The organism is Kitasatospora sp. NPDC022785 (genome assembly GCF_055561295.1).
In genome coordinates, this window is the sequence record NZ_JBVHHB010000010.1 from 163,145 (window position 1) to 187,706 (window position 24,562).

Here is a 24,562-nt window from a genome sequence, read left to right on the forward strand (position 1 = left end):
GTCATGACCCACTCGCTACCCGTCTCGCCGACGCAGCGGAGCATCTGGCTGGCCGAGCAGGTCAACCCGGGGCAGCCGGTCTACAACGTGCCGGTCGCGCTCCACCTGCGGGGCGAGCTCTCCCCGAACGGGCTGCGGGACGCCGTCGAGGCGCTCGTCCGCCGCCACCCCGCGCTGCGGACGAGGTTCGCGTCCGTCGCCGGCCTCCCCCGCCGGACCGTCCTCGACCATACCGACATCCCCGTCCGCGAACTCCGGCTGCCCGACGAGGCGGCGGCCCGGCAAGCGATGGCCGAGGAGATCGCGCGTCCCTTCGCCGTCGCCACCGACGCCCTCCTGCGGGTGTCCGTCATCCGGTACGCCGAGGACGAGTGCTTCCTGCTGCTGGTGTCCCACCACCTCGTGAGCGACGGCTGGTCGGTGAACGTCCTGCTGGAGGAGCTCGCCGCCCACTACCGGGCCGGCGCGGACCCCGCGCCCGTGCCCGACGAGCTGCCGCCGGCGCCCGGGCTCCCGCCGGTGGACGCCGCCACGGCCGAGGAGAACCTCGCCTTCTGGGAGCGGACGCTGCGCGACGCCCCCGCGGCGACGGAGCTGCCCGGCTCCGGACGCCGGGCAACGGCCCGCACCAACCGGGGCACGACGTCCCGGTTCACCCTGCCGGACTCCCTCTCCGCCGCCGTCCGCACGTTCAGCCGGACCCACCGGGTGAGCCCCGCCATGACGCTCCTCGCCGGGTTCGCCGCGCTGCTCACCCGCTACTGCGGGCAGCAGGACCTCGTCATCGGGACGTCGCTGGCAGGCCGGGACGATCCGCGGACGGACCGGCTGGTGGACTGCCTGGTCAAGGTGGTCCCGCTGCGGATCACCGCCGACCCGGACACCGACTTCGCCGGGCTGCTCGGCACCGCCCGGGACGCGTTCATCGACGCCCTGGAGCACCAGGACGTCGCCCTGGAGGACCTCGCCCGGCGGCTCGGCACCGACCGGGACGGCTCGCCGCTGTTCCGGATCCTGTTCGGCTACGCCCACGGGCACGCGGCGCCGCGGATGCCGGGTATGGAGACCGCCCACGTCCCGGTGAACACCGAGTCCGCCAAGTTCGACCTCACCTGGAACGTCAACGACGACGGCGAGCGGATCGAGATCGAGGTCGAGCACCGGACCGAGCTGATCGACGCGGAGCTGGTCGGGCGCCTGGCGGGGCACTGGTGCCGGCTGCTCGGGACTCTCCTGGCCGAGCCGGACGCACGCGTGGCGCGGGCCGGACTGCTGTCGGCCGAGGAGCGGGCGGAGCTCGTCGGGACGGCACCGGAACCGCGGGTGCGGTCGTCCGCGATGGAGCGGTTCGCCGCGCAGGTGGCGGCGGCCGGTGACCGCGTCGCGGTCACCGACGGCACCGGTGCGCAGCTGACCTACCGCGGGCTCGACGAGCGTTCGGCCCGGCTCGCCGCCCTGCTCGCCGGGGCCGGAGTGGGCCGCGGCGACCGCATCGGGCTGTGCCTCGGCCGCACCGCCGACATGGCCGCCGCCGTCCTCGCCGCCTGGCGGCTCGGCGCCGCCTACGTCCCCGTCGACCCCGACAACCCCACGGACCGGATCGCGTACGTCCTCGGCGACGCCCGGGTCCCGCTCGTCCTCGCCGACCCCGACACCGCCGGGAGCGTCCCGGCCGGCCCCTGGCGCACGCTCGTCACCTCCCAGGCGACGGACGCAGTCCACACCGGATCCGTCGGCCCGGAGGCCGGCGAACCCGCCTACGTCATCTACACCTCGGGCTCCACCGGCAGGCCGAAGGGCGTCGAGGTCACCCACGGCAACCTCGCCGCGCTGCTGGACGCCGGCGAGGAGACCGTCGGCCTCCGTGACACCGACGTCTGGTCACTGTTCCACTCCTTCGCCTTCGACTTCTCGGTCTGGGAGATCTGGGGTGCCCTCGCCCACGGCGGGCGCGTGGTGGTCGTCCCGCGCGACGTGACGCGCGACCCCGCGGCCTTCCTCGACCTGCTGGTCCGCGAGCGCGTCACCGTCCTGAACCAGACGCCCTCCGCGTTCCGCCAGCTCGTGGCCGAGGAGGAACGCCGGCCGCGGGGCGAACTGGCCCTGCGCCTGGTCGTGTTCGGCGGCGAGGCGCTCGACCTTTCCTCGGTCCGCACCTGGTGGCGCCGGCACACGCCCGACAGCCCCGTCCTCGTCAACATGTACGGCATCACCGAGACCACCGTCCACGTCACCTGGCAGGTCCTGGACGAGAAGCGGACCGGCGCCAGCAGCAGCCCGATCGGCCGGGCCCTCCCGGGCTACCGGGCGCTCGTCCTGGACGGCCACGGCGAGCCGGTGCCGGTCGGCGTGCAGGGCGAACTGTACGTCGGCGGCGATGCCGTGGCCCGGGGCTACCTCGGACGCCCCGGCCTCACCGCCCAGCGCTTCGTCCCCGACCCGTTCACCGACGTGCCCGGCGCCCGCCTGTACCGCAGCGGCGACCTCGCCCGCTGGACCGCCACCGGCGAACTCGAGTACCTCGGCCGCAACGACGACCAGGTGAAGATCCGCGGCTTCCGGATCGAACTCGGCGAGGTGGCGGCCGCGATCGGCCGGCACCCGTCCGTCCGGGGCGTCACCGTGGTCGTCCGCGAGGACACCCCCGGCGACCGCCGGCTCGTCGCCTACGCGGCCTGCCCCGACGGGGCGGACTCCCGCGAGCTGCGCGACTTCGCCGCCGTCCACCTGCCCGCCTACATGGTCCCCTCCGCGATCGTGACCCTGGAGGCCCTCCCGCTGACCCGGAACGGGAAGACCGACCACGCCGCCCTGCCCGCACCGGAGTTCTCCGGCGACGCCACCGCATACGTGGCGCCGCGCACCCCGGCCGAGGAGATCCTCTCCGGGATCTGGGCCGAGATCCTCCAGGTCGAGAAGGTCGGCACGAACGACGGCTTCTTCGACCTCGGCGGCGACTCCATCCGCGCGGTGCAGGTGGCCGCGGTCGCCCGCGGGCGCGGGCTCGGCATCGCCGTCGCCCAGATCTACGAGCACCGCACCCTCGCCGACCTCGCCGCCGCCGCCGACACGGCCTGCGACCGCGCGCGCACCGAGCCGTTCGAGCTCCTCTCCGCCGCCGACCGGGCCCGGATCGGCGACGGCCCCGAGTCCGAGCTCGACGACGCCTACCCCATGACGGCGCTGCAGGTCGGGATGATCTACCACATGGCGTCCGACCTCCAGGTACTCCCCTACGTCAACGCCGCGAGCTACCGCCTGCCGTACCGGTTCGACGAGGAGGCGTTCCGCCGCTCCGTCCGGGCCGTGGTCGCCCGGCACCCCGTGCTGCGGACCGGATTCGACCTGACGAGCTACGGCGAACCGCTGCAACTCGTCCACCGCCAGGCCGACCCACCGATCCTCGTCGAGGACCTGCGGGCGCTGGCGCCGGCGGAGCAGGACCGGGCCGTCGACGAGCTGATGGAGCGGGAGCGCCGCCCGTTCGACCTGGAACGGCCGCCGCTGCTGCGCTTCGCCGTCCAGGTGCTCACCGACGACAGCTTCCAGTGGACGCTGGTCGAGCACCACTCCATCCTCGACGGCTGGAGCCTGTGGTCGACGATCACCGAGATCCTCCTGCACTACACCCGGCTCCTGGACGGCGAGGGCCTGGCGCAACTCCCGCCCCCGGCCTCGGCCTACCGCGACTTCGTCGCCCTGGAGCAGCAGGCCTCGGCCTCGCCCGAGGCCCGGCGGTTCTGGTCCGAGACGCTCGCCGGGCACACCCTGCCGGAGCTCCCGGCGCTCGCCGGGCCGGCGCCCCGGCCCGCCGACCGGGAACTGCGCGGCGACGGCGCCAGCGGCGTGGTCGGCGCGTACGGCTGGCGCGACGCGCACCTCCCGGCCGGCCTGGGCCCGCGGGTCGGGGCGCTCGCCAAGCGCCTCGGCGTGCCGGAGAAGACCGTCCTGCTCGCGGCGCACCTCCAGGTGATCGCGGCGCAGACCGGCCTCGACGACGTCTGCTGCGGGGTCACGCTCAACGGCCGGCTGGAGGAGACCGGCGGGACGGAGGCCCGCGGGCTGTTCCTCAACACCGTGCCGTTCCGGCTCGCGGTGGGCGGCGGGCGCCGGTCCGACCTGGTCCGCCGGGTCTTCGAGGCGGAGGCCAGGATCCTCCCCCACCGCCGGATGCCGCTGGCCCGGATCCGGCAGCTCGCCGGCGGGCGCGACCTGTTCACGACGAACTTCACGTTCAACAACTTCCACGTCATGCGCGACACCATGGGCGACGGCGCACACGCGGACCTGCTCGGCGGCCTGGGCGAACTGACCGCCAGCCGCCGGGTGGAGCCGGCCGACGTCCCGCTCACCGTCACGTTCTTCCGCAACCCGCTGACGGACGGCCTGCAGCTGTGCATCGACTACGACGCCGGCCTGCTGAGCCCGGCCCAGGTCGACGAGATCGCCGAACAGCACGTCCGGGCCGTCGAGTCGCTGGTCACCGACCCGGAGGGCGAGCTCGGCGACCTGACCGGCGGGCTCACCGGCCCGGCGGGCGAGCTGACCGGCGAGCGCACCGACCGGGCGGGCGAACTGACCGGACCGGTCGCGGCCCCGGCCGGGCCGCGCACCGGGGCCGTCGCGCCGCAGGGCGTCCTGGAGCGGTTCGCGGCGCAGGTGGCCGCGAACGGTGACGGCCTCGCCGTCGCCGACGCGGCGGGCGGCCGGCTGACCTACCGCGGACTCGACGCACGCGCGGCCCAACTCGCCGCCCTGCTCGCCGGGGCCGGAGTGGGACGCGGCGACCGCGCCGGGCTCTGCCTCGGCCGCACCGTCGACATGGTCGCCGCCGTCCTCGCCGTGTGGCGGCTCGGCGCCGCCTACGTCCCGCTCGACCCCGACTACCCCGCGGGGCGGATCGAGTTCGTCCTCAAGGACGCGGACGTCCCGCTCGTCCTCACCGACCCCGACACCGCCGGCCGCATCCCGGACGGCCCCTGGCGCACCGTCGAGACCACCGGGGCGACGGACGCCGCCCACACCGGGCCCGTCCGCCCGGAGGCCGCCGAACTCGCCTACGTCATCTACACCTCGGGCTCCACCGGCACGCCCAAGGGGGTCGAGGTCGAGTGGCGGTCGCTGGACAACCTGGTGGCCGTCACGGACGAGGTCATGGCCCTGCGCCCCGACGACCGGCTCCTCCAGTTCGCGTCGCTGAGCTTCGACGTGTCCGTCGCGGACCTCGTGTCCGCCGTCACCACCGGCGCCACCTTCGTCGTCTCCCCCGGCGGGGCCGACCGCATCGGCGAGGGGCTGGTCGCGGCGATCCGCGCGCACCGGCCGACCGTCATCTCGATGCCGCCGAGCGTCCTGGCCGGCCTGGAGCCCGGCGACCTGCCCGCGCTGCGCCGGGTCGTCGTCGCCGGCGAGGCGCTGCCGGCGCCACTGGCCGCGCGCTGGGCCGCGGTGGCCGAGCTGGTCAACGCCTACGGCCCGACCGAGGCCACCGTCTACGCGACCGCCCACCAATGCGCCGCGGACGGCGACGTCCTGATCGGCCGGGCCGTCCCCGGCGCCGTCGCCCACGTCCTGGACGGGACCGGACGGCCGGTGCCGCCCGGGGCCCGCGGGGAGCTCTGCGTCAGCGGTGCCGGCGTGGCCCGCGGGTACCTGGGACGGCCGGGCCTGACCGCCGAGCGCTTCGTCCCCGACCCGTTCGGCGAGGTGCCCGGGGCACGCCTCTACCGGACCGGCGACGTCGCCCGCCGGACGGCGGCCGGCCCACTCGAGTACCTGGGGCGCACCGACGACCAGGTGAAGATCCGCGGCCTGCGGATCGAGCTCGGCGAGGTCGAGTCGCACCTGCGGGCGCACCCCGGGGTCGCCGCCGGCGCCGCCACCGCGCTCGGCGAGGGCGCGGAGCGCCGGCTGGTGGGGTACGTCGTCCCGGCCGCCTCCGCCCCGGTCTCGGCCGACGAGGTGCGCGCCTGGCTGGGCCGCCGGCTGCCGGCGTACATGGTGCCCTCGGCGGTGGTGGTGCTGGACGCGCTGCCGCTGTCGCCGAGCGGCAAGGTGGACCGCGCCGCGCTGCCGGCGCCCGTCCGCTCCGCTGCCGACCCGGCCGGGCACGTGGCGCCGCGGACCCCGCTGGAGGAGGCCCTGGCCCGGGTGTGGGCGGAGATCCTCCAGGTGGAGCGCGTCGGCGCGGAGGACGACTTCTTCGACCTCGGCGGCGACTCCATCCGGGCCGTGCAGATCGCCTTCCGGATCAAGCGCGAACTCGGCCTCCCGCTCAAGCCGGTCGACGTCCAGCTCCACCCCACGGTCGCGGAACTCGCGCACCGCCTCTCCGTCTGACGCTTCCTCAAGATCCTTGTAAGAAACACTACTTGTCATCCCAACCCATTGCGCCGTGGAGGTTGCCATGTCCAACGACGAACTCGACCTGGACTACAAGGTCGTGGTGAACGACGAGGAGCAGTACTCGATCTGGCCCGAGGCCCGGGAGAACCCGGCCGGCTGGCGGGACGCCGGCGCCCGGGGCAAGAAGCCGGACTGCCTGGAGTGGATCGAGCGGAACTGGACCGACATGCGGCCCAAGAGCCTGCGCAGCACCTGATCACGGTCGTTCGGGACGGAGTTGGAGGTACATCTGATGTCACACGGTCTGGACGCCCGGGAAGACGGGTCGGCTCCCGTCCCGGCACCTTTCTCGCCGGACACACCCGCCGCGGCGGGTACCGGCCGGCTGCCGCTGTCCCTGGCGCAGCAGCGGCTGTGGTTCCTTTCCAGGCTCGGGGAGTTCCGGGCCGGGTACAACATGCCCCGGGTGGTCCGGATCTCCGGGCCCCTCGACCGGACGGCGCTCACGGCGGCGCTCGGCGATGTCGTACGCCGCCACGCGGCGCTGCGGACGGTGTTCCCGGAGACCGCCGGGGAGCCGTGGCAGCAGGTCGTGGCCCCCGGCGAGGTCGCCGGGCGGTTCACCGTGGAGTTCGCCGAGTGCGCCGCCGGGGAGCTGGCGGGCCCGGTCGACCTGGCCTGCCGGCACGAGTTCGACTTGACCTCCGAACTCCCGGTGCGGGCCTGGCTGTTCGCTACCGGACCGACGGAGCACGTGCTGGTGCTGGTGCTCCACCACATCGCCGCGGACGGCTGGTCGCTCGGGCTCGTGGAGCGTGACCTCGGCACGGCCTACGCCGCCCGCCGGGCCGGCTCCGAGCCGGTCTGGCCCGCCCTGCCTCTGGAGTACCCGGAGCACGCGCTGCGCCAGCGCTCGGCGCTCGGCGCGGAGGACGACCCGCAGAGCCTCCTTGCCCGGCAACTCGACCACTGGCGCGAGGAATTGCGTGGCGCCCCGCAGGAGCTTCCGCTCCCCCGGGACCGGTCGCGGCCGCCGGCGGCGGGCCCCTCGCCGGCCGGGACGGTGCGGTTCGAGGTCGACGCCGACACCCACCGGGCGCTGGCGCGGCTGGCCCGCGAGCACCGGGTCACCCCGTTCGTGGCACTGCAGGCGGCGTTCGCGGCTCTGCTGAGCCGGCTGGGGGCGGGCACCGACATCCCGATCGGCGCGCCGGTGGACGGCCGGACGGACGAGGACCTCCAGGAACTCGTCGGCTTCTTCGTCAACACCCTGGTGTTCCGGGTCGACTGCTCGGGCGACCCGACCTTCGGCGACCTCCTGAAGCGGGTGCGGCGCACGGCCCTGACGGCCTTCGCCCACCAGGACGTCCCCTTCGACCGGGTGGTCGAGGCCGTCAACCCCGTCCGCACGGCGGCCGGCAACCCCCTCTTCCAGGTGAGCTTCTCGCTGGAGGCCGACGGGGACGGCGGTCTGGTCCTGCCCGGTCTGACGGTCACCGAGGAGCCGTTCGCGGCCGGTGCGGCCAAGTTCGACCTCAGCCTCGGTCTGACCGAACACCGTGAGGACGGGCAGCCGGCCGGCCTGAGCGGCGTGCTGGAGTACGCCGAGGACCTGTTCGACCGGGCCACGGTCGAGGCCCTGGCCCGCCGCTGGCAGCTGCTGCTCGCCGGGGCGCTGGCCGAGCCGGAGCGGCCGCTCGGCGAACTCCCGGTGATGGACGGGGCCGAGCGGCAGTGGCTGCTCGGCCTGGGCAACGGGCCCGAGGGCGTGCTGCCCGAGGTGCGGCCGTCTGCCGTCGAGCGGTTCGCGGCCCAGGTCGCGGCGGTCGGCGACCACACCGCCGTCACCGACGGCTCCGGCACCCGGCTGTCCTACCGTCAACTCGACGAGCGCGCCGGCCGGATCGCCGCACTGCTGGCCGAGGAGGGCGTCCGGCGGGGCGACCGCGTCGGGCTCTGCCTCAGCCGCTCCGTCGACATGGTCGCCGCCGTGCTCGCCGTCCTGCGGCTCGGCGCCGCCTACGTCCCCGTCGACCCCGACTACCCGCCGGCCCGCCTCGAGTTCATCCTCGACGACGCCCGGGTGCCTATCGTCCTCACCGACCCCGGTACCGGTGGCCGCGTCCCGGACGGGCCGTGGCGCACCCTCGACGCCACCCGGACGACCGACGCCGCCGGCCCGGCGCCCGTACGGCCCGGACCGGCCGAACTCGCCTACGTCATCTACACCTCGGGCTCCACCGGCCGGCCCAAGGGCGTCGAGGTCACCCACGGCAACCTCGCCGTGTTCCTGGCCTCCACGCAGATCCTCTCGGACGTGTCGGACACCGACGTGTGGACACTGTTCCACTCGCTCGCCTTCGACTTCTCGGTCTGGGAGATCTGGGGCGCGCTGGCCTTCGGCGGCCACCTGGTCGTCGTCCCCCGCGAGGCGGGGATGGACCCGGACGCGTTGCACGGACTGCTCGCCCGCGAAGGGGTCACCGTCCTGAGCCAGACACCGTCCGCCTTCCGGCAGTTCGTGGCCCGGGAGGAGCGGCACCCGCTGGACGCGCTGCGGCTGCGGCTGGTCGTGCTCGGCGGCGAGGCGCTCGACCTCGCGACCGTCGGCAAGTGGCAGCGCCGGCACCCCGCGGACGCCACCCGGCTGGTGAACGCCTACGGCGCCACCGAGAACACGGTCCTCACGACCTGGCGGGTGATGGCCCCCGTCGGGACCGGGCCCGCCGCCGCGGCCGAGGGGAACGTCTCCCCCATCGACGGGACCATCCCGGGCTGGCGGCTGGTCGTCCTGGACTCCCGCGGCGAGCCGGCGCCCACCGGGGTCGTCGGCGAGATCCACGTCGGCGGTCCCGGCGTGGCCCGCGGCTACCTCGGACGCCCGGGCCTGACCGCCGAACGCTACCTCCCGGACCCCTTCGCCACCGAACCCGGCGGCCGGCTCTACCGGACCGGCGACCTGGGCCGCTGGAACACCGCCGGCGAACTGGAGTACTGCGGCCGTACCGACGACCAGGTCAAGATCCGCGGCTTCCGCATCGAACTCGGCGAGATCGAGGCCGCGATCGCCCGGCACCCGTCCGTCCAGGGCGTCACCGTGGTCGTCCACGAGTCCACCCCCGGCGACCCCCGACTGGTCGCCTACGCCGCCTGCCCCGACGGGACGGACTCCCGCTCACTGCGCGACTTCGCCACCGGCCACCTGCCCGCCTACATGGTCCCCTCCGCGATCGTCGTCCTGGACGCGCTGCCGCTGACCCGGAACGGGAAGATCGACCGCGCCGCCCTGCCCGCACCGGAGCTCTCCGCCCGGTCCGCCGGCCGCGAACCCGCGAACGCGACCGAAGAGGCCCTGTGCGGGCTGTTCGCCGAAGTCCTGGAGCTGGAGCGGGTCGGGGTCGAGGACGCCTTCTTCGAGCTCGGCGGACACTCGCTGCTGGTCATCCGGCTGGTGGACCGGATCCGCTCCGCCCTCGGCGTGGAACTGTCCATCCGGGCGGTGTTCGAGGAGCCGACCCCGGCCGGCCTGGCCGCGACCGTCGCCCTCGGGCAGCGGGCCCGCACGGCCGTGCGCCCCGCGGTACGCCCGGAGCGCCCGCCGCTGTCCTTCGCCCAGCGCCGCCTGTGGTTCCTCAACGAGCTCGACGGCGGGGCGGCCTACAACATCCCGTACGCGGCGCGTCTGTCGGGCGCCCTGGACGTCGAGGCGCTGAACGCGGCCCTGGCCGACGTCGTCGACCGGCACGAGTCGCTGCGCACCGTCCTGCCCACCGAGGACGGCCGCCCCTGGCAGCAGGTCCTGACCGGCCGTGAGGCCCGGACGGACCTGACCGTCACCGACACCACGCCGGACGCGCTGGAGGCCGAGCTCGCCGAGGAGAGCAACAGGGTCTTCCGGCTCACCACCGAACCCGCCCTGCGCGCCCGCCTCTTCCGCCTCGCCCCGGACGAGCACGTCCTCCTGCTGGTCGTCCACCACGTGGCCTGCGACGGCTGGTCGCTGGAGCCGCTGCTCGACGACCTCGCCGAGGCGTACGCGGCGCGCCGCACCGGCACGGCACCGGCCTGGCCGCCGCTGCCCGTCCAGTACGCCGACTTCACGCTGTGGCAGCGGGACCTGCTCGGCGCCGAGGACGACCCGGCGAGCCGGCTCTCCCAGCAGACCGAGTACTGGCGCCAGGCCCTGGCCGGCATCCCCGACCAGCTCGCGCTGCCCTTCGACCGGCCGCGGCCGGGCACGGTCAGCCTGCGCGGCGGGGAGGTCGCGATCGAGGTCGGCCCGGCCCTGCACGCCGCCCTGGCCGCCGCCGCGCGGGCCCACGACTGCACCGTGTTCATGGCGCTGCAGGCCGCGGTGGCCGTGGTGCTGTCCCGCTCCGGCGCCGGGCCGGACATCCCGCTGGGCACGGCCACCTCCGGGCGCGCCGACGCCGTGCTGGACGGCCTCGTGGGCTTCTTCGCCAGCACCCTGGTGCTGCGCACCGACGTCTCGGGCGACCCGACCTTCACCGAACTCCTCGGCCGGGTCCGGGAGACCGACCTCGCCGCCTACGCCCACCAGGACGTCCCGTTCGAGACCCTGGTCGAGGCGCTCAACCCGGCCCGGGTGCCCGGGGCCAACCCGCTGTTCCAGGTGAGCGTCTCCATGCTGAACAGCATCAGCGCGGAGCTCGCCCTCCCGGGGCTGGCGGTCGCCTCCCACGACCTGAGCATGGGGATCTCGGCCTTCGACCTGTCCTTCGTGTTCGGCGAGCGCCCGGGTGGCGACGACGCAGCCGGGACGGCCACCGGCCTGGTCGCCGCGATCGGGTACAACGCCGACCTGTTCGACCACGCCACCGTCGAGGGCATCGCCGACCGGCTGGTGCTGGTGCTGGAGGCGATGGCCGCCGATCCGGGCCGCCGGGTCGGCGAGGTGGAGCTGCTCTCCGCCCGGGAGCGGCACCTGGTCCTGCGGGACTGGAACGACACCACCACCGAGGTGCCGGCGGGGACGGTGCCCGAGCTCTTCGCCGCCCGGGCCGCGCACACCCCCGCAGCCCCGGCGGTACGGTACCTCGGCACCGAGCTGACCTACGGCGAACTCGACGCCCGCGCCAACCGGCTGGCGCACGAGCTGATCGCCCGCGGCATCGGGCCGGGCCGCCTGGTGGCCCTCGCGCTGCCCCGCTCGGAGCAGATCGTGGTGGCCCTGCTCGCGGTCCTGAAGGCCGGGGCGGCCTACCTCCCGGTCGACCCGTCCTACCCCGCCGACCGCGTCGCCTTCATGCTCCGGGACGCGGCCCCGGCCTGCGTGCTCAGCACCGGGGAGGTGGCCGCCGGACTGCCCGGGAGCCCCGGCCTCCCGGTCCTGGCGCTGGACGACGAGCACGTGCGGCACTCGGTCGCGGACCGGCCGGCCACCGCGCCCGGCGACGCGGACCGCACCGCACCGCTGCTCCCCGCCCACCCGGCGTACGTCATCTACACCTCGGGGTCGACGGGCCGCCCGAAGGGCGTGGCCGTCTCCCACCGCGGCATCCCCAGCATGGTGCGCGCCCAGGCGGCGACGCTCGGCGTCGACGGCCGCAGCCGGGTGCTGCAGTTCGCCTCGATGAGCTTCGACGCCTCCGTCTGGGACACCTGGATGGCGCTGCTGACCGGCGGGTGCCTGGTCGTCGTTCCCGAGTCCGACCGGATCCCGGGCCCGGCCCTGGCGGACTTCCTGCGCGTCCACGGCATCACCCACGCCACCCTGCCGCCCGCCGTGGTCCTCGCCACCGAGTTCGACGAGGACGTCGCCGGGGTCACGCTGATCACCGCCGGCGAGGCCTGCACGCCCGCCGTCCTCGACGCGGCCCGCCACTTCGCGAAGGTGGTCAACGCCTACGGCCCCACCGAGTCCACGGTGTGCGCGACCATGCGCACCGTCGACGGGGTGCCGCAGGCCGTCCCGATCGGCCGGCCGGTGGCGAACACCAGGGTGTTCGTGCTGGACGCGCTGCAGCGCCCCGTCCCGCCCGGCGTGCCCGGGGAGCTGTACCTCGCGGGGGCCGGGCTGGCCACCGGCTACCTGAACCGGCCCGCGCTGACCGCGGAGCGCTTCCTGCCCAACCCCTTCGGCGCGCCCGGCGAGCTGATGTACCGCACCGGCGACCTGGTGCGATGGACCGCGGACGGCGAGCTGGTCTTCCTCGGCCGGACGGACGAGCAGATCAAGATCAGGGGCTTCCGCGTCGAGCCCGGCGAGGTCGAGGCGGTGCTCACCGGCCACCCGGAGGTCGCCCACGCCGCGGTGATCGCCCGCGAGGACCGCCCGGGGGACGTCCGGCTGGTGGCCTACGCCGTCCTGACGGCCGGTCAGGAGCCGCAGGACGACCGGGACCCCGCCGCGCTGCGGCGGTACGCGGCCGAGCACCTGCCGGAGTACCTCGTCCCCGGTGACGTGGTGGTCCTCGACCACCTGCCGCTGACGCCGAGCGGGAAGCTGGACCGCAAGGCCCTGCCCGCGCCCTCGGCGAACGGCCCCGCAGGGGCCGGCCCGGCCGACGGGGACGCCCCGGACGACCCGCGGGTGGCCGTCCTGGTCCGGCTCTTCGCGCAGGAGCTCGGGCTGGACCGGGTCGGCCCGAACGACTCGTTCTTCGAGCTGGGCGGTCACTCGCTGCTGGCGACCCGGCTGATGGGCCGGATCCGCGCCCTGCTCGGCGCCGAGATCGGCATCGCGACGCTGTTCGAGGCGCCCACCGCCGCGGGTCTCGCGTCCCGGCTGGACGAGGTCCCGGCCGACCCGTACGCCAACGTCATCGAGCTCCGGCGCGGCCGGGCGAGCAGCCGTCCGGTCTTCTGCATCCACCCCATCGGCGGGCTCAGCTGGTGCTACAGCTCCGTCCTGCCCCACCTGGAGCGCGACCAGCCGGTCTACGGGATCCAGGTGACGGAGAGCCACGGCCGCTTCAAGCCGGTGGAGTCGCTCGACGCGCTGGCCCGGCGCTACGCGGACCTGATCACCGCGACGCACCCCGACGGCCCGTACGTCCTCATGGGCTGGTCGCTGGGTGGGGTGCTGTCCTACGAGGTCGCCCGCCTGCTGGAGGCCTCCGGGCGGGCGGTCGACCTGGTCGTCCTCTACGACGCCTGGCCGTACGAACGGCCGGTGACGCCCGAGGAGCTGGACGGCGACTTCGCCGCCTGGGTGACCGGCGAGGTGATCGCCGGCCCTACCGCCGACGGCGCCCTCGACGCCCGCCAGAGCCGGGCCCTGGTCCGCGCGGCCAAGGGTGTCGCCGCGCTCCTCGGGCCGCCGCACCGGGACGGCTACCACGGACGGGTCCTGAGCATCGCCGCCGCCAAGACCGTCGCCGAGCGGGGCTCCGCGGAGGAGGCCTGGCAGCCGTACCTCACCGCGGCCGAGCACCACGTGGTGGACTCCGACCACGACGCGATGATGACGCCCCTCGTCATGGAGCAGTCGGGGCCGCTGGTGACGGCCGCCCTGAAGGCCCCGACCGCCCTGAAGGCCGGAACGGAGGCCGTCCGTGACTGACCACCGCACGCCCGGCCTCGACATCGACCCCAGCCTCGACCGGGACCTCGACCCCGACCTGGACATCCCGGACCCCCGCGATCCGCGTCCGCTCGGCGACGACCGCCTCGTCTTCATCCGGCCGGTGCTCGAACCGGGCGGGAAGGTCGTCGCCGGGAACTTCTCCTACTACGACGCCTCCGAGGACACCGCCGGATTCGAGGAGGCCCGGGTCCGCTACGCGTTCGGCACCGAGCGGCTGTTCATCGGCCGCTTCTGCTCCATCGCCGCGGGCGTGACCTTCGTGATGGCCGGCGCGAACCACGTCTTCGACGGGCCGACGGGCTACCCGTTCCTCAGCTTCGAGGGCGACTGGCGCGACGGCCTGATCGACGACCTGATCGCCCGGGGGCCGGGCCGCAAGGGCGACACCCGGATCGGCAACGACGTCTGGATCGGCCGCGGCGCCACGATCATGCCCGGGGTGACCATCGGCGACGGCGCCATCATCGGCGCCGGCGCCCTGGTCGCCTCCGACGTGGCGCCCTACCGGATCGTGGGCGGCAACCCGGCCCGGGTGATCCGCGCCCGCTACGGCCCCGAGGACGTCGAGCGGCTGCTCACGGCCCGCTGGTGGGACTGGCCGGTGGCGGCCGTCTCCCGGCACCTCCCGGAGCTGGTCCTCGGCCGGCCCGAACAGATCCTGTCCATCGCGCGGGCCGAGCAGCTGCTCGGCCCGGCGCCGGCCACCACCCAGGGGAGCGCATCATGACGAAGACAACCGGAAGCCCTGGGGCCCGTCTTCACACGGCCGCAGGCGGGGGTTCGAAGACGGGCCGCGGGGCCCCGCCGGCGGTCGACCTCGCGGACCCGGCCCTGTACGGGGCCGGCGACCCGGAGGCGGTGTGGGCCGGGCTCCGCCGCGACCACCCCGTCCACTGGAACGACTCCCCGGACGGCAGCGGCTTCTGGGCCGTCTCCCGGCACGCCGACGTCCAGCGGGTGCTCAAGGACACCGCGACCTTCACCTCCGCCCAGGGCATGCGGATCGGCCACAACCCGACCGCCACCGCCGAGGCCGCCGGGAAGATGCTCATCGTCACGGACGCGCCCCGGCACGGGAAGATCCGGCGGGTCATCAGCTCGGCGTTCACTCCGCGCACGGTCGCCCGCCTGGAGGAGAACATGCGGACGATCGTGCGCGAGGAGCTGGAGCCGGTGCTGGCGGGTGAACCCTGCGAGTTCACCGACTTCGCCGCCGTCCTGCCGGTGGCGGTGATCTGCGACCTGCTGGGCGTGCCGAAGAGTGACTGGGGGTTCATGCTGAAGTCCACCCGGGCCGCCTTCGGTGCCTCCGACGTCGACCCGATCGCCCGGCTCGAAGCACACGCCGCCATGCTCGCCTACTACGCCGACCTCGTCGACTTCCGCCGCGACGAACCGGGCGAGGACGTCATCAGCGCCATGGTGAACGGCCTCGTCGACGGCGTGCCGCTCACCGACGAGGAGATCTTCCTCAACTGCGACGGCCTCATCTCGGGCGGCAACGAGACCACCCGGCACGCCACCGTCGGCGGGCTCCTCGCCCTCGCCGCAAACCCCGACCAGTGGCGGCTGGCCTCCTCCTCCCCCGACCTGATGGACGGCGTCGTCGACGAGATCCTGCGCTTCACCAGCCCGGCCATGCACGTGCTGCGCACGGCCGCCCGGGACACCGAGATCGCCGGCCGGCCGATCAGGGCCGGCGACCCGGTGACGGTCTGGATGCCGTCGGCGAACCGGGACGAGACGGTCTTCGAGGCGCCGGAGCGCTTCGACGTCCGGCGCACGCCCAACCCGCACGTCGCCTTCGGCGTGGGCCCGCACTTCTGCCTGGGCGGCGCCCTCGCCCGCACCGAACTCCGCGTCCTTTTCTCCGAGTTGCTCGCCCAGGCCGGAAGCGCCGAACCGGCCGGTCCAGCCCGCAGACTGCACTCCAACCTCATCTGGGGCTACGAGTCCGCACCGGTCCTGCTGCACCGCCGTGACGGCCGGGAGAGGCGGTGAAGCCGCTCGCGGACCCCCGGTTCCGCCGCCTGCTCATCGGCCAGGCGCTCTCGGGCTTCGGCAGCAGCGCCCTGTACCTGACCCTGGGCATCTGGGCCAAGGACCTCACCGGCAGCAACGCCGCCGCCGGCGGGGTGGAGGCCGCCCTCGGCGCGCCCATGCTGCTGTCGCCGCTCTTCGGCCACCTGGCCGACCGGGTGCGGCGGCGCCCGCTGCTCATGGTCACCAACGCCCTCATGGCGCTGGCCGTGCTGTCCCTGCTCACCGTGCACGGCGGCGAACAGCTGTGGATCATCTACCTGGTGGCGGTCTGCTACGGCGTGGCCTTCGGCGTCCTCGGCGCCGCATCGGCCGGAATCCGCCGGGACCTCCTCCCCGACGACCAGCTGACCGGCGCCAACGCGATCCTCCAGACGACCGGTCAGGGGCTGCGCATCATCGCCCCGCTGGTCGGCGTGGCGGTCTACGCGGCCGCCGGCGGCGGAACGCTCGCCGTGCTCAACTCCCTGACCTTCCTGGCCGCGATCCTGGCGCTCGCCGGCCTGCGGGTCGAGGAGTCGGTCGGACCGAAGCCGTCCCACGAGCCGTTCCTCCGCAGCGCCCTCGCGGGCATCCGGCACATCGGCGCCACACCGGTGCTGGCCCAGATCGGCTACGCCGCGGCCTGCGCGTTCTGCGTCATCGGCCTGAGCCAGACCGTCATGTTCGCGGTCGTGGACGAGGGGCTGGGCCGGCCGCCCTCGGCGCTCGGCGCGCTCAACGCCGTCCAGGGCGTCGGCGCGGTGGTCGGCGGCCTCACGGTCTCCGCACTGATCCGGCGGGTCGGCATGGCGCGCACCGCCGGTCTCGGCATCGGCGCGTTCACCGTGGCGGCGCTCGCCTACTGCGTGCCGCACCTGGCGTTCGTCGTCGCGGGCGAGGTCGCGGACGGGATCGCCATCACGTGGATCATGGTGGTGCTGTCGTCCGCGGCGCAGCTCCACACGCCGTCCCGGCTCCAGGGCCGCGTCAACGCCGTGTGCACGATGCTGGTGCTGGTCCCGCAGTCGCTGTCGATCGCCGCCGGCACGGTCCTCATCGACCGGTTCGACTACCGGACGCTGCTGGTCGTGATGGCGGCGGTCACCGTGGCCTGTGCCGCCGTGCCGGTGCTGAGGCCGGCCGTCGCACTCACCGAGCGGACGTTCGTGACCGCGGCGCCGGCCGAACCGACGGGCCGGGACGCCGCCAACTCCGGCCACGCGGCTCAGCGCTGAGGCCGGCGGCCGGCCCCCGTCCCGCCGTCGTCGGCGGGGCGGGGGCCGGGCCTCGGCGTGCGGCTCCGCCCCGGTTCGGCGGTGAGTCGGCAATTCCGGGCTCGTGACCGGATCTCGGTGAGACGTGCCCTCCAGCGACAGTGCCGCTGTACCTGGGTGCCCCACACCGCCGACGTGGATCCGGGGGTGGGGCCGGTTCGGGGACACATCCGCGCTCGGTTGCGCCCTCACCCCGCCGACGGCCCGGGCGCGGGCGGCTGCTGGTCGTCCGTCGTCCAGGCGCCGACGCCGAGGCGTCCGGTGGTGCCCAGGTCGAGTTCCGGGGTGACCATCACGGGAGCCGCGTCCGGGGTGGCACGGACCCGCACGTAGGGGGCGCCGACCGGGCCGCCGGCCTCGGTGGTGTTGCGCCAGACCAGGGTGGCCCGGGCGCCCTCCCCCGGCTGCAGCGCGATCTTCCGCGGCGGGTCGTCCGCGCCGGTGCCCGTGGCGATCCGAGCGCCGCCCCGCAGGACGCTCACCCCGTCGATCGGTTGGTGTTCCAGGTCGAGCAGTTGCAGCTCCGGGTATCCGTTGACGGTCACCGTGGACGTCCCGCAGTTGCGCAGGTGCAGGCCGACCACGCGCAGGCCCATCGCGGCGTCGCCGTCGTCCGCGTACAGCCGCAGCCCGGACGCCGGACACGGGCCGCCGGGGTGCGGGGCCTCGGCGCTGGGCACGCTGCGGACCTTGAGGATCTTCACCTGCCGGCCCGCCCCCGGCCGCGCCGACCCGGGCCCGTCCAGGTCGACCCGCCCCTTCTCGATGGCCCCCGGGGCGAGCGAGGCCACGGTGCGCGTCACGTTGTCCAGCACGCCCCCGGACGCGTCGACCCGACTGAACGTCACGGTGACATCGGACGGTTCACTGCCGAGGTTGGTCACCTCGTACTCCGCGCAGACCGCATTGGCGGCGGTGATCCGCACGCCGCCCCGGGCGGGCCCGGACGGCGCCTGCGCCCCTGCGGACGGCGACGCCTGCGGCATCCCGCACGGCCCGGCGGTGCCGGACGCCGACGGAGTACCGTCCGCACCGGCCGTGCGGGAGCCACAGCCCGCGAGCAGGGCGGTGGCGACCGCCACGGCGGCCACGGCGGCGGCCGGCCGGCGGGCCGTCAGCAGCGGGCCGGTCTTCTCGAATCGATGCATCGGACGATGCGATCACGCACCACCCGGGACGGCTGTGAGCCGCGCCACTTCCCGTGCAACAGCCCTGCAACGCCGCGGAGCTCGATGACGCACGGACTTGGTGCCGACGGGTGCGGCGGCGTCGCTGGGGCCCCGACCGACGCCCGGGTCGCGCCGGTGAGCACGGTCCGAAGGGACCCGGGCGGTGGCGTTTGCGCGCCGTGCCGCCCGGGTCCCTTCGGGTACCGGGGATCAGCCGGCGGTGACCGCGGTGTCGTCGATCACGAAGCTGGTCTTGAGGGAGGAGTCCTCGGTACCGGTGAACTTGATCGTGACGGCCTTGCCCTGGAAGGCCGACAGGTCCAGCGTGCGCTGGACGTAGCCGGACGTGGCGTCAGCGTTGGAGTACGTGGCCAGGGTGGTCGTCGTGGTTCCGTCGACGACCTGGACCTTGAGGGTGTCGTACGCCGTGGTGCCGGTCTCCCCGGTGGCGATCTTGATCCAGAAGGAGAGCTTCGGCGCGGTGGCGGTCGCCGGGACGGTCACCGTCTGCGAGAGCGTGTCGGTGTGGGCGGAGCCGTAACCGTTCAGCCAGGCGTAGTACGAGCCGGTGCGCGGCAGCTGGCCCGCGTCCTTGGTGACGACACCGGACGTCGAGGTCCAGGAGGTCGCGCCGGACTCGAAGCCGGGGTTGAGCAGCAGGTTGCCGCTCGGAGCCGGGGGCTCGGTGGTGCCGCCGCAGGTGGTGGCGGTCGGGGCGACGGAGACGGCGCTCCAGGCCTTCTCGACCGCGGCGCACTGGGTGCTGCTCGCACCGTACAGGTCCTTGGCGGCCTTGACGGTGGCGGTGCGGGCACCGGGGTAGTTGGTGTTGGAGGTCATGTAGGTCGACAGCGCGCGGTACCAGATCTTGGTGGACGCGTCGTTGCCTATACCGGTGACGGTGGAGCTGTTGCAGGTCGGGCTGTTGCCCCACTGCGACTGGCCGGAGCCGGCGGCGAGCAGGTAGAAGAAGTGGTTGCCGACGCCCGAGGAGTAGTGCGGGTCCAGGCCGGCGGTGCCGGTCGACCAGCACTTGACCGAGGCGCCGTCCTTGCTGGGGTCGTCCATCCAGCGCAGCGGCGTGCCGTTGCCGTTGATGTCGATCTTCTCGCCGATGAGGTAGTCGGGTGCGTCCGCCGCGTTGTTGGCGTTGAACTCCACCATCGTGCCCATGATGTCGGACGTGGCCTCGTTCAGGCCGCCCGCGTCGCCGCTGTAGACCAGGCCGGCCGTGGCGGCGGTGACGCCGTGGCTCATCTCGTGGCCTGCGACGTCGATCTCGGTGAACGGCTTGGAGCCGACGGCACCGTCGCCGTAGATCATCGAGAAGCTGTCGTCGTCCCAGCCGGCGTTGCCGTAGTTGGTGCCGTAGTGGACGAAGGAGCGGGCGCCGACGCCGTCGTTCTTGATGCCGTTGCGGCCGAGGACGTTCTTGTAGAAGTCCCAGGTGGCCTGGATGCCGTAGTGGGCGTCCACGGCGACCGTGGCACGGTCGGTCAGGGCGTTGTTGCCCCAGACGTTGTCCGTGTCGTTGAGGGCCGCGCCCCAGCCGGCGGGCGGGGAGTCGTTGGCGACGGTCTTGTTCTGCGCGTCCCGCGTCTCGCCGTTGCCCCGGGCGGGGTCCTTGAGGGTGTAGCCGGAAGTGGAGTTCTGGGTCGTGCTGACGGTGACGTTGCCGACCTGGTATCCCTTGCCCGTGCCGTCGGCGGTCGCGGCGGCGAGCGCGGCGGCCGGCTGGGCGGCGGGTGCGGCGGCGGTCTTGGGCTGCACGCCCTCGTGCAGAAACGCCGAGAAGGTGTCCCAGCTCTCACCGGTGTCACCGGTCTTCGCGTCCACCAGGACGTGGAAGTGACTGGGCGCCTGGTCGGGGCCGGTGCCGTTGACCGTGACCTCCCAGACCAGCTTCGGCGTGGCCGCGGTGGCGTCGACCTTCAGCACGGCCGTGGCGTCGCCCTTGGTACCGCGGAAGAGCTTGACGCCCTTGGCTATCGCCTGCCTATCGGTGACTGAGGGGGTCACCGAGAGACTGAGCGGCGCTTCGAGGGTGAGGGTGGTGGAGTCCAGCCGGCCGCCGGGGGTGGAGTGGACGATGACGTCGCCGCCCCGGACCGGCAGGCCCTGGTAGGTGCGGTTGAAGTGGACGTGGCGAGTGCCGTCGGGGTCCACCTGGACGTTGGCGGCCTGGAACTCGTCCTGGACACCGGCCTTGACCGCGTGGGGGTTGGCGGCGATCTGGTCAGCAGCGTCCTGCAGAGCTCTGCTGTTGGGGGCCTTGGGCTCGGGGCTGGTGGCGGGTGCGGCGGACGCGGTGACGCCGGCGCCGACTATCACGAGGCTGCTGACCACGAGGGTGAGCGAGCCGTTCAGAAGGGATCTCTTCATAGCGCCGAAGCGTGCTCCGACATATGAATGCACGTCAACGCATACCAATTCTGTGGAAATTCACAGATTTCCATCAGCCGGCCAACTGAACGGACGCAACCCTGGAGATCACCTGGCAACAAGGCCCCCAACCTGGGAGTTTCCACCTGGCGGCGCTCACCGCCCCCTGGCCGACCAAGGCGGGCACGTGATCCATCTCACCGCGGCCAGAGGCTTCCTGAGAGGAGGTGATCTCACACCGCAGCGGGCGAATCACCCGGAGTTCGAGCGGTCGTCGCAGGTGGCGGGCCGGTCGGGTGGCGGCCCGGCCGCCGACCCGCCCCCAGTCCCGGGGACGGCGCCCAGCACCACCGGATCCAGCCGGAACGCAGACGTCGACACGGCCGCCAGCAGGTGATGCACGCGGCGACCCGCTCAACACCGGACGCCCCTGGCCCATGTGACGACCACCCTGCCCCGACCTGCCCCCGGATCGCCGCCTTGGACGCCACACGGGGTCCCACCTCGCCCACATCGACCCCGCCCTCAGGGCCGACGTCACCGCAAGCCGGCTGCAGGCTCTGCTGGCATGTCCGCAGGCTGCCATGGCTGCCGGGCTGACGTCGCGCGGTTGTCCGGCCGAGGACGCCGCTCCGCGGAGTGTCAGCCACGCGGCTCAACGGTCCGACGCCGCCGTCCCCCGCCGCCCGGGGTAGTCGCCCGGGCGGCGGGGGGCGCGGTTTCCGGTCCGCCCGGCGGGCAGCGGAGCAGGGGCGGTCGGTGTGGCACCGTCAGAAGGTGAGGTTCCAGGCGTCGATCGTGCCGGTGTCGCCGGAAGCGCCGTCCTTCACGCGGAGCTTCCAGGTGCCGTTCGCCGCGCTCGCCGAGGCGTTGACGGTGTAGGTCTTGGCGACGTTGTCGGCGCTGTCGTTGTTCGCGAAGTCCTCCAGGACGTAGACCGTGCCGTCCGGGGCGACCAGGGAGAGGACGAGGTCACCGCGGTAGGTGTGCTTGATGTCCACGCCGACCTTGAGGGCGGCGGGGGCGTTGCCGGTCACGCCGGTGACGGCGATCGGGCTCTCCACGGTGGCGTTGTCGGTGATCGCCGCGTCGGTCAGGTTCTCGAAGTACGTGCCGGTCGGCGGCGTGGTGGTGCCGCCGACCGCCTTCAGCGCGTCGACCTGGCCCTCGCCGAAGAACGCGTTGTTCGCGGTGGTGCCGGTGCAGCGGCCGTCCGAGGCGGGGCAGGCCAGGTCGCCCGCCTGGGTGGCCAGGCGGGCCCGGATGCCGGCCGGGGTGAGCGTCGGGTCGGCACTCGCGATCAGCGCGGCCACACCGGTGACGTGCGGGGAGGCCATCGAGGTACCGCTCTTGGTGCCGTACTTGCCGCCGGGCAGGGTGGAGTAGACGCCGGTGGCGCCGTCCCCGCCCGGTGCGGCGACATCGATGACGCCCTTGCCGAAGTTGGAGTAGGAGGCCTTGCCGCTGCCGCTGCCCGTGGCAGCGACGGTCACCACGCCGGGAAGTTCGGTGGGGATGTCGAGGCAGGCGTTGCTGATGGTCCGGGTGACCGGGGTCGAGTCGTTCGGACTCTCCGAGTCGGTCGTCTTGTTGGCCAGGTCGTAGTTCGAGTTGCCGGCCGCCGCGACCTGCAGCGAGCCCTTGCCCTCGGCGTACTCCTGGGCGCGCTTGACGCCCTCGATGAGGGCCGCCTGGTCGGCGTCGTTCGGGCAGTTGAACTGCCACGGGTCGGTGTAGTAGCTGTTGTTGGTCACCTTGAAGCCGTGGTCACCGGCCCAGACGAAGCCGCAGACGGTGTTCTCGGCGTAGAAGAGGGTGCTGGTCGGCTCGGCGATCCGGACCGAGGCGATCTTCACGCCGGGCGCGACGCCGATGACGCCCTTGCCGTTCTTGGCGGCCGCGATGGTGCCGGCGACGTGGGTGCCGTGGGTGTCCACGTCGCGCCAGGCGCCGGTGCGGGCGTCGGGCTTGCCGTAGGCGCAGGAGACGGAGTCGGCGGCGTCGAAGTTCGGTGCGAGGTCCTGGTGCTGGTCGTCGACGCCGGTGTCGAGCACGCCGACCTTGACGGTGGGCGAGCCGGTGGTCACGGCCCAGGCCTGGTCGGCCTTGATCTGGGTCATGTCCCAGCGGTTGGACTCGGTGAGCGTGGTGGCGGTCTGGGCCGGGTTGGCGGGCAGCGCGGGGCTGTACGCGTCGGCCGGGACGTCGGAGGTGCGGGTCGCGCCGACCTGCTGGATGCCGGCGACGCCGCGCAGTGCGGCGGCGAACCCGGCGTTGGTCGAGTGGGCGACGGTCACGCCGATCGCGTCGTAACTCGCGAAGACCGTTCCGCCCTTGGCGGTGACGGCGGCTTTGGCGGCGGCGGTGTCGGCGGGCGCGCTGATCACCAGGTAGGAGCGGGTCCCGGCCGCCCAGCCGGCGAGGGCCTGTTGGGCTGTGGCCGGGGCGGCGGCAGCTGCGGCGAGTCCGGCCGGTGCGGCGGGTACGGCCGGTGCGGCCACCGGGGCTCCGACGGCGTCGGGGGTCAGGGCCGTCGTGGGGGCGGCGGCGGCCGGCGTGGCGGGGGCGGCCAGCGCCGTGGCGGCGAGCGCGGCGAGGGCGGCGGCCGGGCGGCCCAGCCGCCGGGATATCAGGGGTGACACGTGCGTCCTCCGTTCGGCCCGCGCGTGAGGGGATCGCACGGGTGTTTGAACGCAACATGCCAGAACGATGCACTCTTGGGGAAGGCTTTACGCATGACGGCTTGTCACAAGCGTGTCAACTTTTGATGTCGCCCACTCCCCCCGCACGGAAGACCGGGAGGGAAGGGGCGTATCCCATCAGGGCTGGAGACCATCAGGGCCGGAGGCCATCGGGGGCTGCGGACCACCAGGACTGGAGGCCATCGAGGCTGCGGACCACCAGGACTGAAGGACCACCGGGCCTGCGGACCGTCACGCCTGCAGGTGGGCTGCCAGCAGCTCCACCACCGCGGTGCGCTGGTCGGCCAGGTAGAAGTGGCCGCCCGGGAAGACCCGCAGGTCGAAGGCGGCGGTGGTGTGGCGGGCCCAGTCACCGGCCTGCGCGAGGGAGGTGCGCGGGTCCGCGTCCCCGGTCAGCGCCGTGATCGGCCGCGACACGACGGCGTCCGGCTCGCACCGGTACGTCTCCACCGCGGTGTAGTCGCTGCGCAGCGACGGCAGGATGAACTCACGCAACTCCGGGTTGTCGAGGACCTGTCGGTCCGTGCCACCGAGCCGGGCCAGCTCGCCGAGCAACTCGTCGTCGGGCAGCCGGTGGACGGCGCTGCCCCGCGGCAGGGAGGGCGCGCGGCCACCGGAGACGAACAGGTGCACCGGCCCGGCCGAGCCGTTGAGGCCGTCCGCCTCGAAGCGGCGGGCCACCTCGAAGCAGACGACCGAGCCCATACTGTGCCCGAAGAAGGTCAGCGGCCGGTCGGCCCAGGGCCGCAGGGCCTCGTAGATCCGGTCCGCCAGCCCGTCGATCGAGTCGATCGTGGGCTCGGCGAACCGGTTCTGGCGGCCGGGGTACTGCACCGCGAGCACGTCGGCGTACGGCGACAGGGCTGCGGAGTAGTCGATGAAGTAGCTCGCCGAGCCGCCGGCGTGCGGAAAGAGGACAAGCCGTGTTGGCGCCGTGTCGACGGGGTGGAAACGGCGGAACCAGGAGCTCTCGGTGGCGGTGTTGCTGCCGGGCATGCGGGACGACCTCTCTGAGTACTGTTCAGCTGTTGCACTGATCCCAGTGTCCCCACCAGGCTCCCCGGTCCACCAGTGCCCCCGTGCCCCGTGTGCTCCCGAGCACCCGGTCACACGTCCGCG

General features: G+C 74.0%; 10 protein-coding genes. 6 read left to right on the top strand and 4 right to left on the bottom strand.

All coding sequences use genetic code 11. From position 1 onward, the window contains the following. Positions 1 to 3: 3 nt before the first annotated feature. The 6 genes from ACZ3YO_RS18700 (at position 4) to ACZ3YO_RS18725 (ending at position 17,151) form a co-directional block, all read left to right on the top strand. Positions 4 to 6,339, top strand: a complete 6,336-nt coding sequence (locus tag ACZ3YO_RS18700; protein WP_465570347.1) for an amino acid adenylation domain-containing protein — start codon at positions 4 to 6, stop codon at positions 6,337 to 6,339. A 67-nt stretch (positions 6,340 to 6,406) separates the two neighbouring features. After that, positions 6,407 to 6,601, top strand: coding sequence for an MbtH family protein (locus tag ACZ3YO_RS18705; protein WP_465570349.1), 195 nt, complete (start codon positions 6,407 to 6,409; stop codon positions 6,599 to 6,601). Positions 6,602 to 6,637: 36 nt separating this feature from the next. After that, positions 6,638 to 13,870: an amino acid adenylation domain-containing protein gene (locus tag ACZ3YO_RS18710; protein WP_465570351.1), complete on the top strand. Its 7,233-nt coding sequence runs from the start codon at positions 6,638 to 6,640 to the stop codon at positions 13,868 to 13,870. Then, entirely contained in the window at positions 13,863 to 14,621 is a 759-nt protein-coding gene (locus ACZ3YO_RS18715) for a CatB-related O-acetyltransferase (RefSeq protein ID WP_465570352.1), read from the top strand. Before ACZ3YO_RS18710 ends, ACZ3YO_RS18715 begins: the two co-directional genes overlap by 8 nt. After that, positions 14,618 to 15,895: a cytochrome P450 gene (locus tag ACZ3YO_RS18720; protein ID WP_465570354.1), complete on the top strand. Its 1,278-nt coding sequence runs from the start codon at positions 14,618 to 14,620 to the stop codon at positions 15,893 to 15,895. Before ACZ3YO_RS18715 ends, ACZ3YO_RS18720 begins: the two co-directional genes overlap by 4 nt. Continuing rightward, positions 15,892 to 17,151, top strand: coding sequence for an MFS transporter (locus ACZ3YO_RS18725; RefSeq protein WP_465570355.1), 1,260 nt, complete (start codon positions 15,892 to 15,894; stop codon positions 17,149 to 17,151). The genes ACZ3YO_RS18720 and ACZ3YO_RS18725 overlap by 4 nt, the downstream gene beginning before the upstream one ends. 227 nt (positions 17,152 to 17,378) lie before the next feature. Here the strand turns inward: ACZ3YO_RS18725 and ACZ3YO_RS18730 are convergent, their stop codons facing one another. The 4 genes from ACZ3YO_RS18730 to ACZ3YO_RS18745 all read right to left on the bottom strand — a co-directional run bounded on the left by ACZ3YO_RS18730 (position 17,379) and on the right by ACZ3YO_RS18745 (position 24,439). Continuing rightward, complete coding sequence (locus ACZ3YO_RS18730; RefSeq protein WP_465570358.1) at positions 17,379 to 18,338, bottom strand: DUF4232 domain-containing protein; 960 nt, start codon at positions 18,336 to 18,338, stop codon at positions 17,379 to 17,381. 231 nt (positions 18,339 to 18,569) lie between these two features. Continuing rightward, positions 18,570 to 20,741 carry a M4 family metallopeptidase gene (locus tag ACZ3YO_RS18735; protein WP_465570360.1) on the bottom strand — a complete coding sequence of 724 codons (2,172 nt, stop codon included), beginning with the start codon at positions 20,739 to 20,741 and terminating at the stop codon, positions 18,570 to 18,572. 770 nt (positions 20,742 to 21,511) lie between these two features. Continuing rightward, on the bottom strand, positions 21,512 to 23,314 hold the full coding sequence (locus tag ACZ3YO_RS18740; protein ID WP_465570544.1) for a S8 family peptidase: 1,803 nt from the start codon (positions 23,312 to 23,314) through the stop codon (positions 21,512 to 21,514). 360 nt (positions 23,315 to 23,674) lie between these two features. Beyond that, a complete protein-coding gene (locus ACZ3YO_RS18745; protein ID WP_465570363.1) occupies positions 23,675 to 24,439 on the bottom strand; it encodes a thioesterase II family protein in 765 nt (254 codons plus the stop codon). Positions 24,440 to 24,562 lie beyond the last annotated feature (123 nt).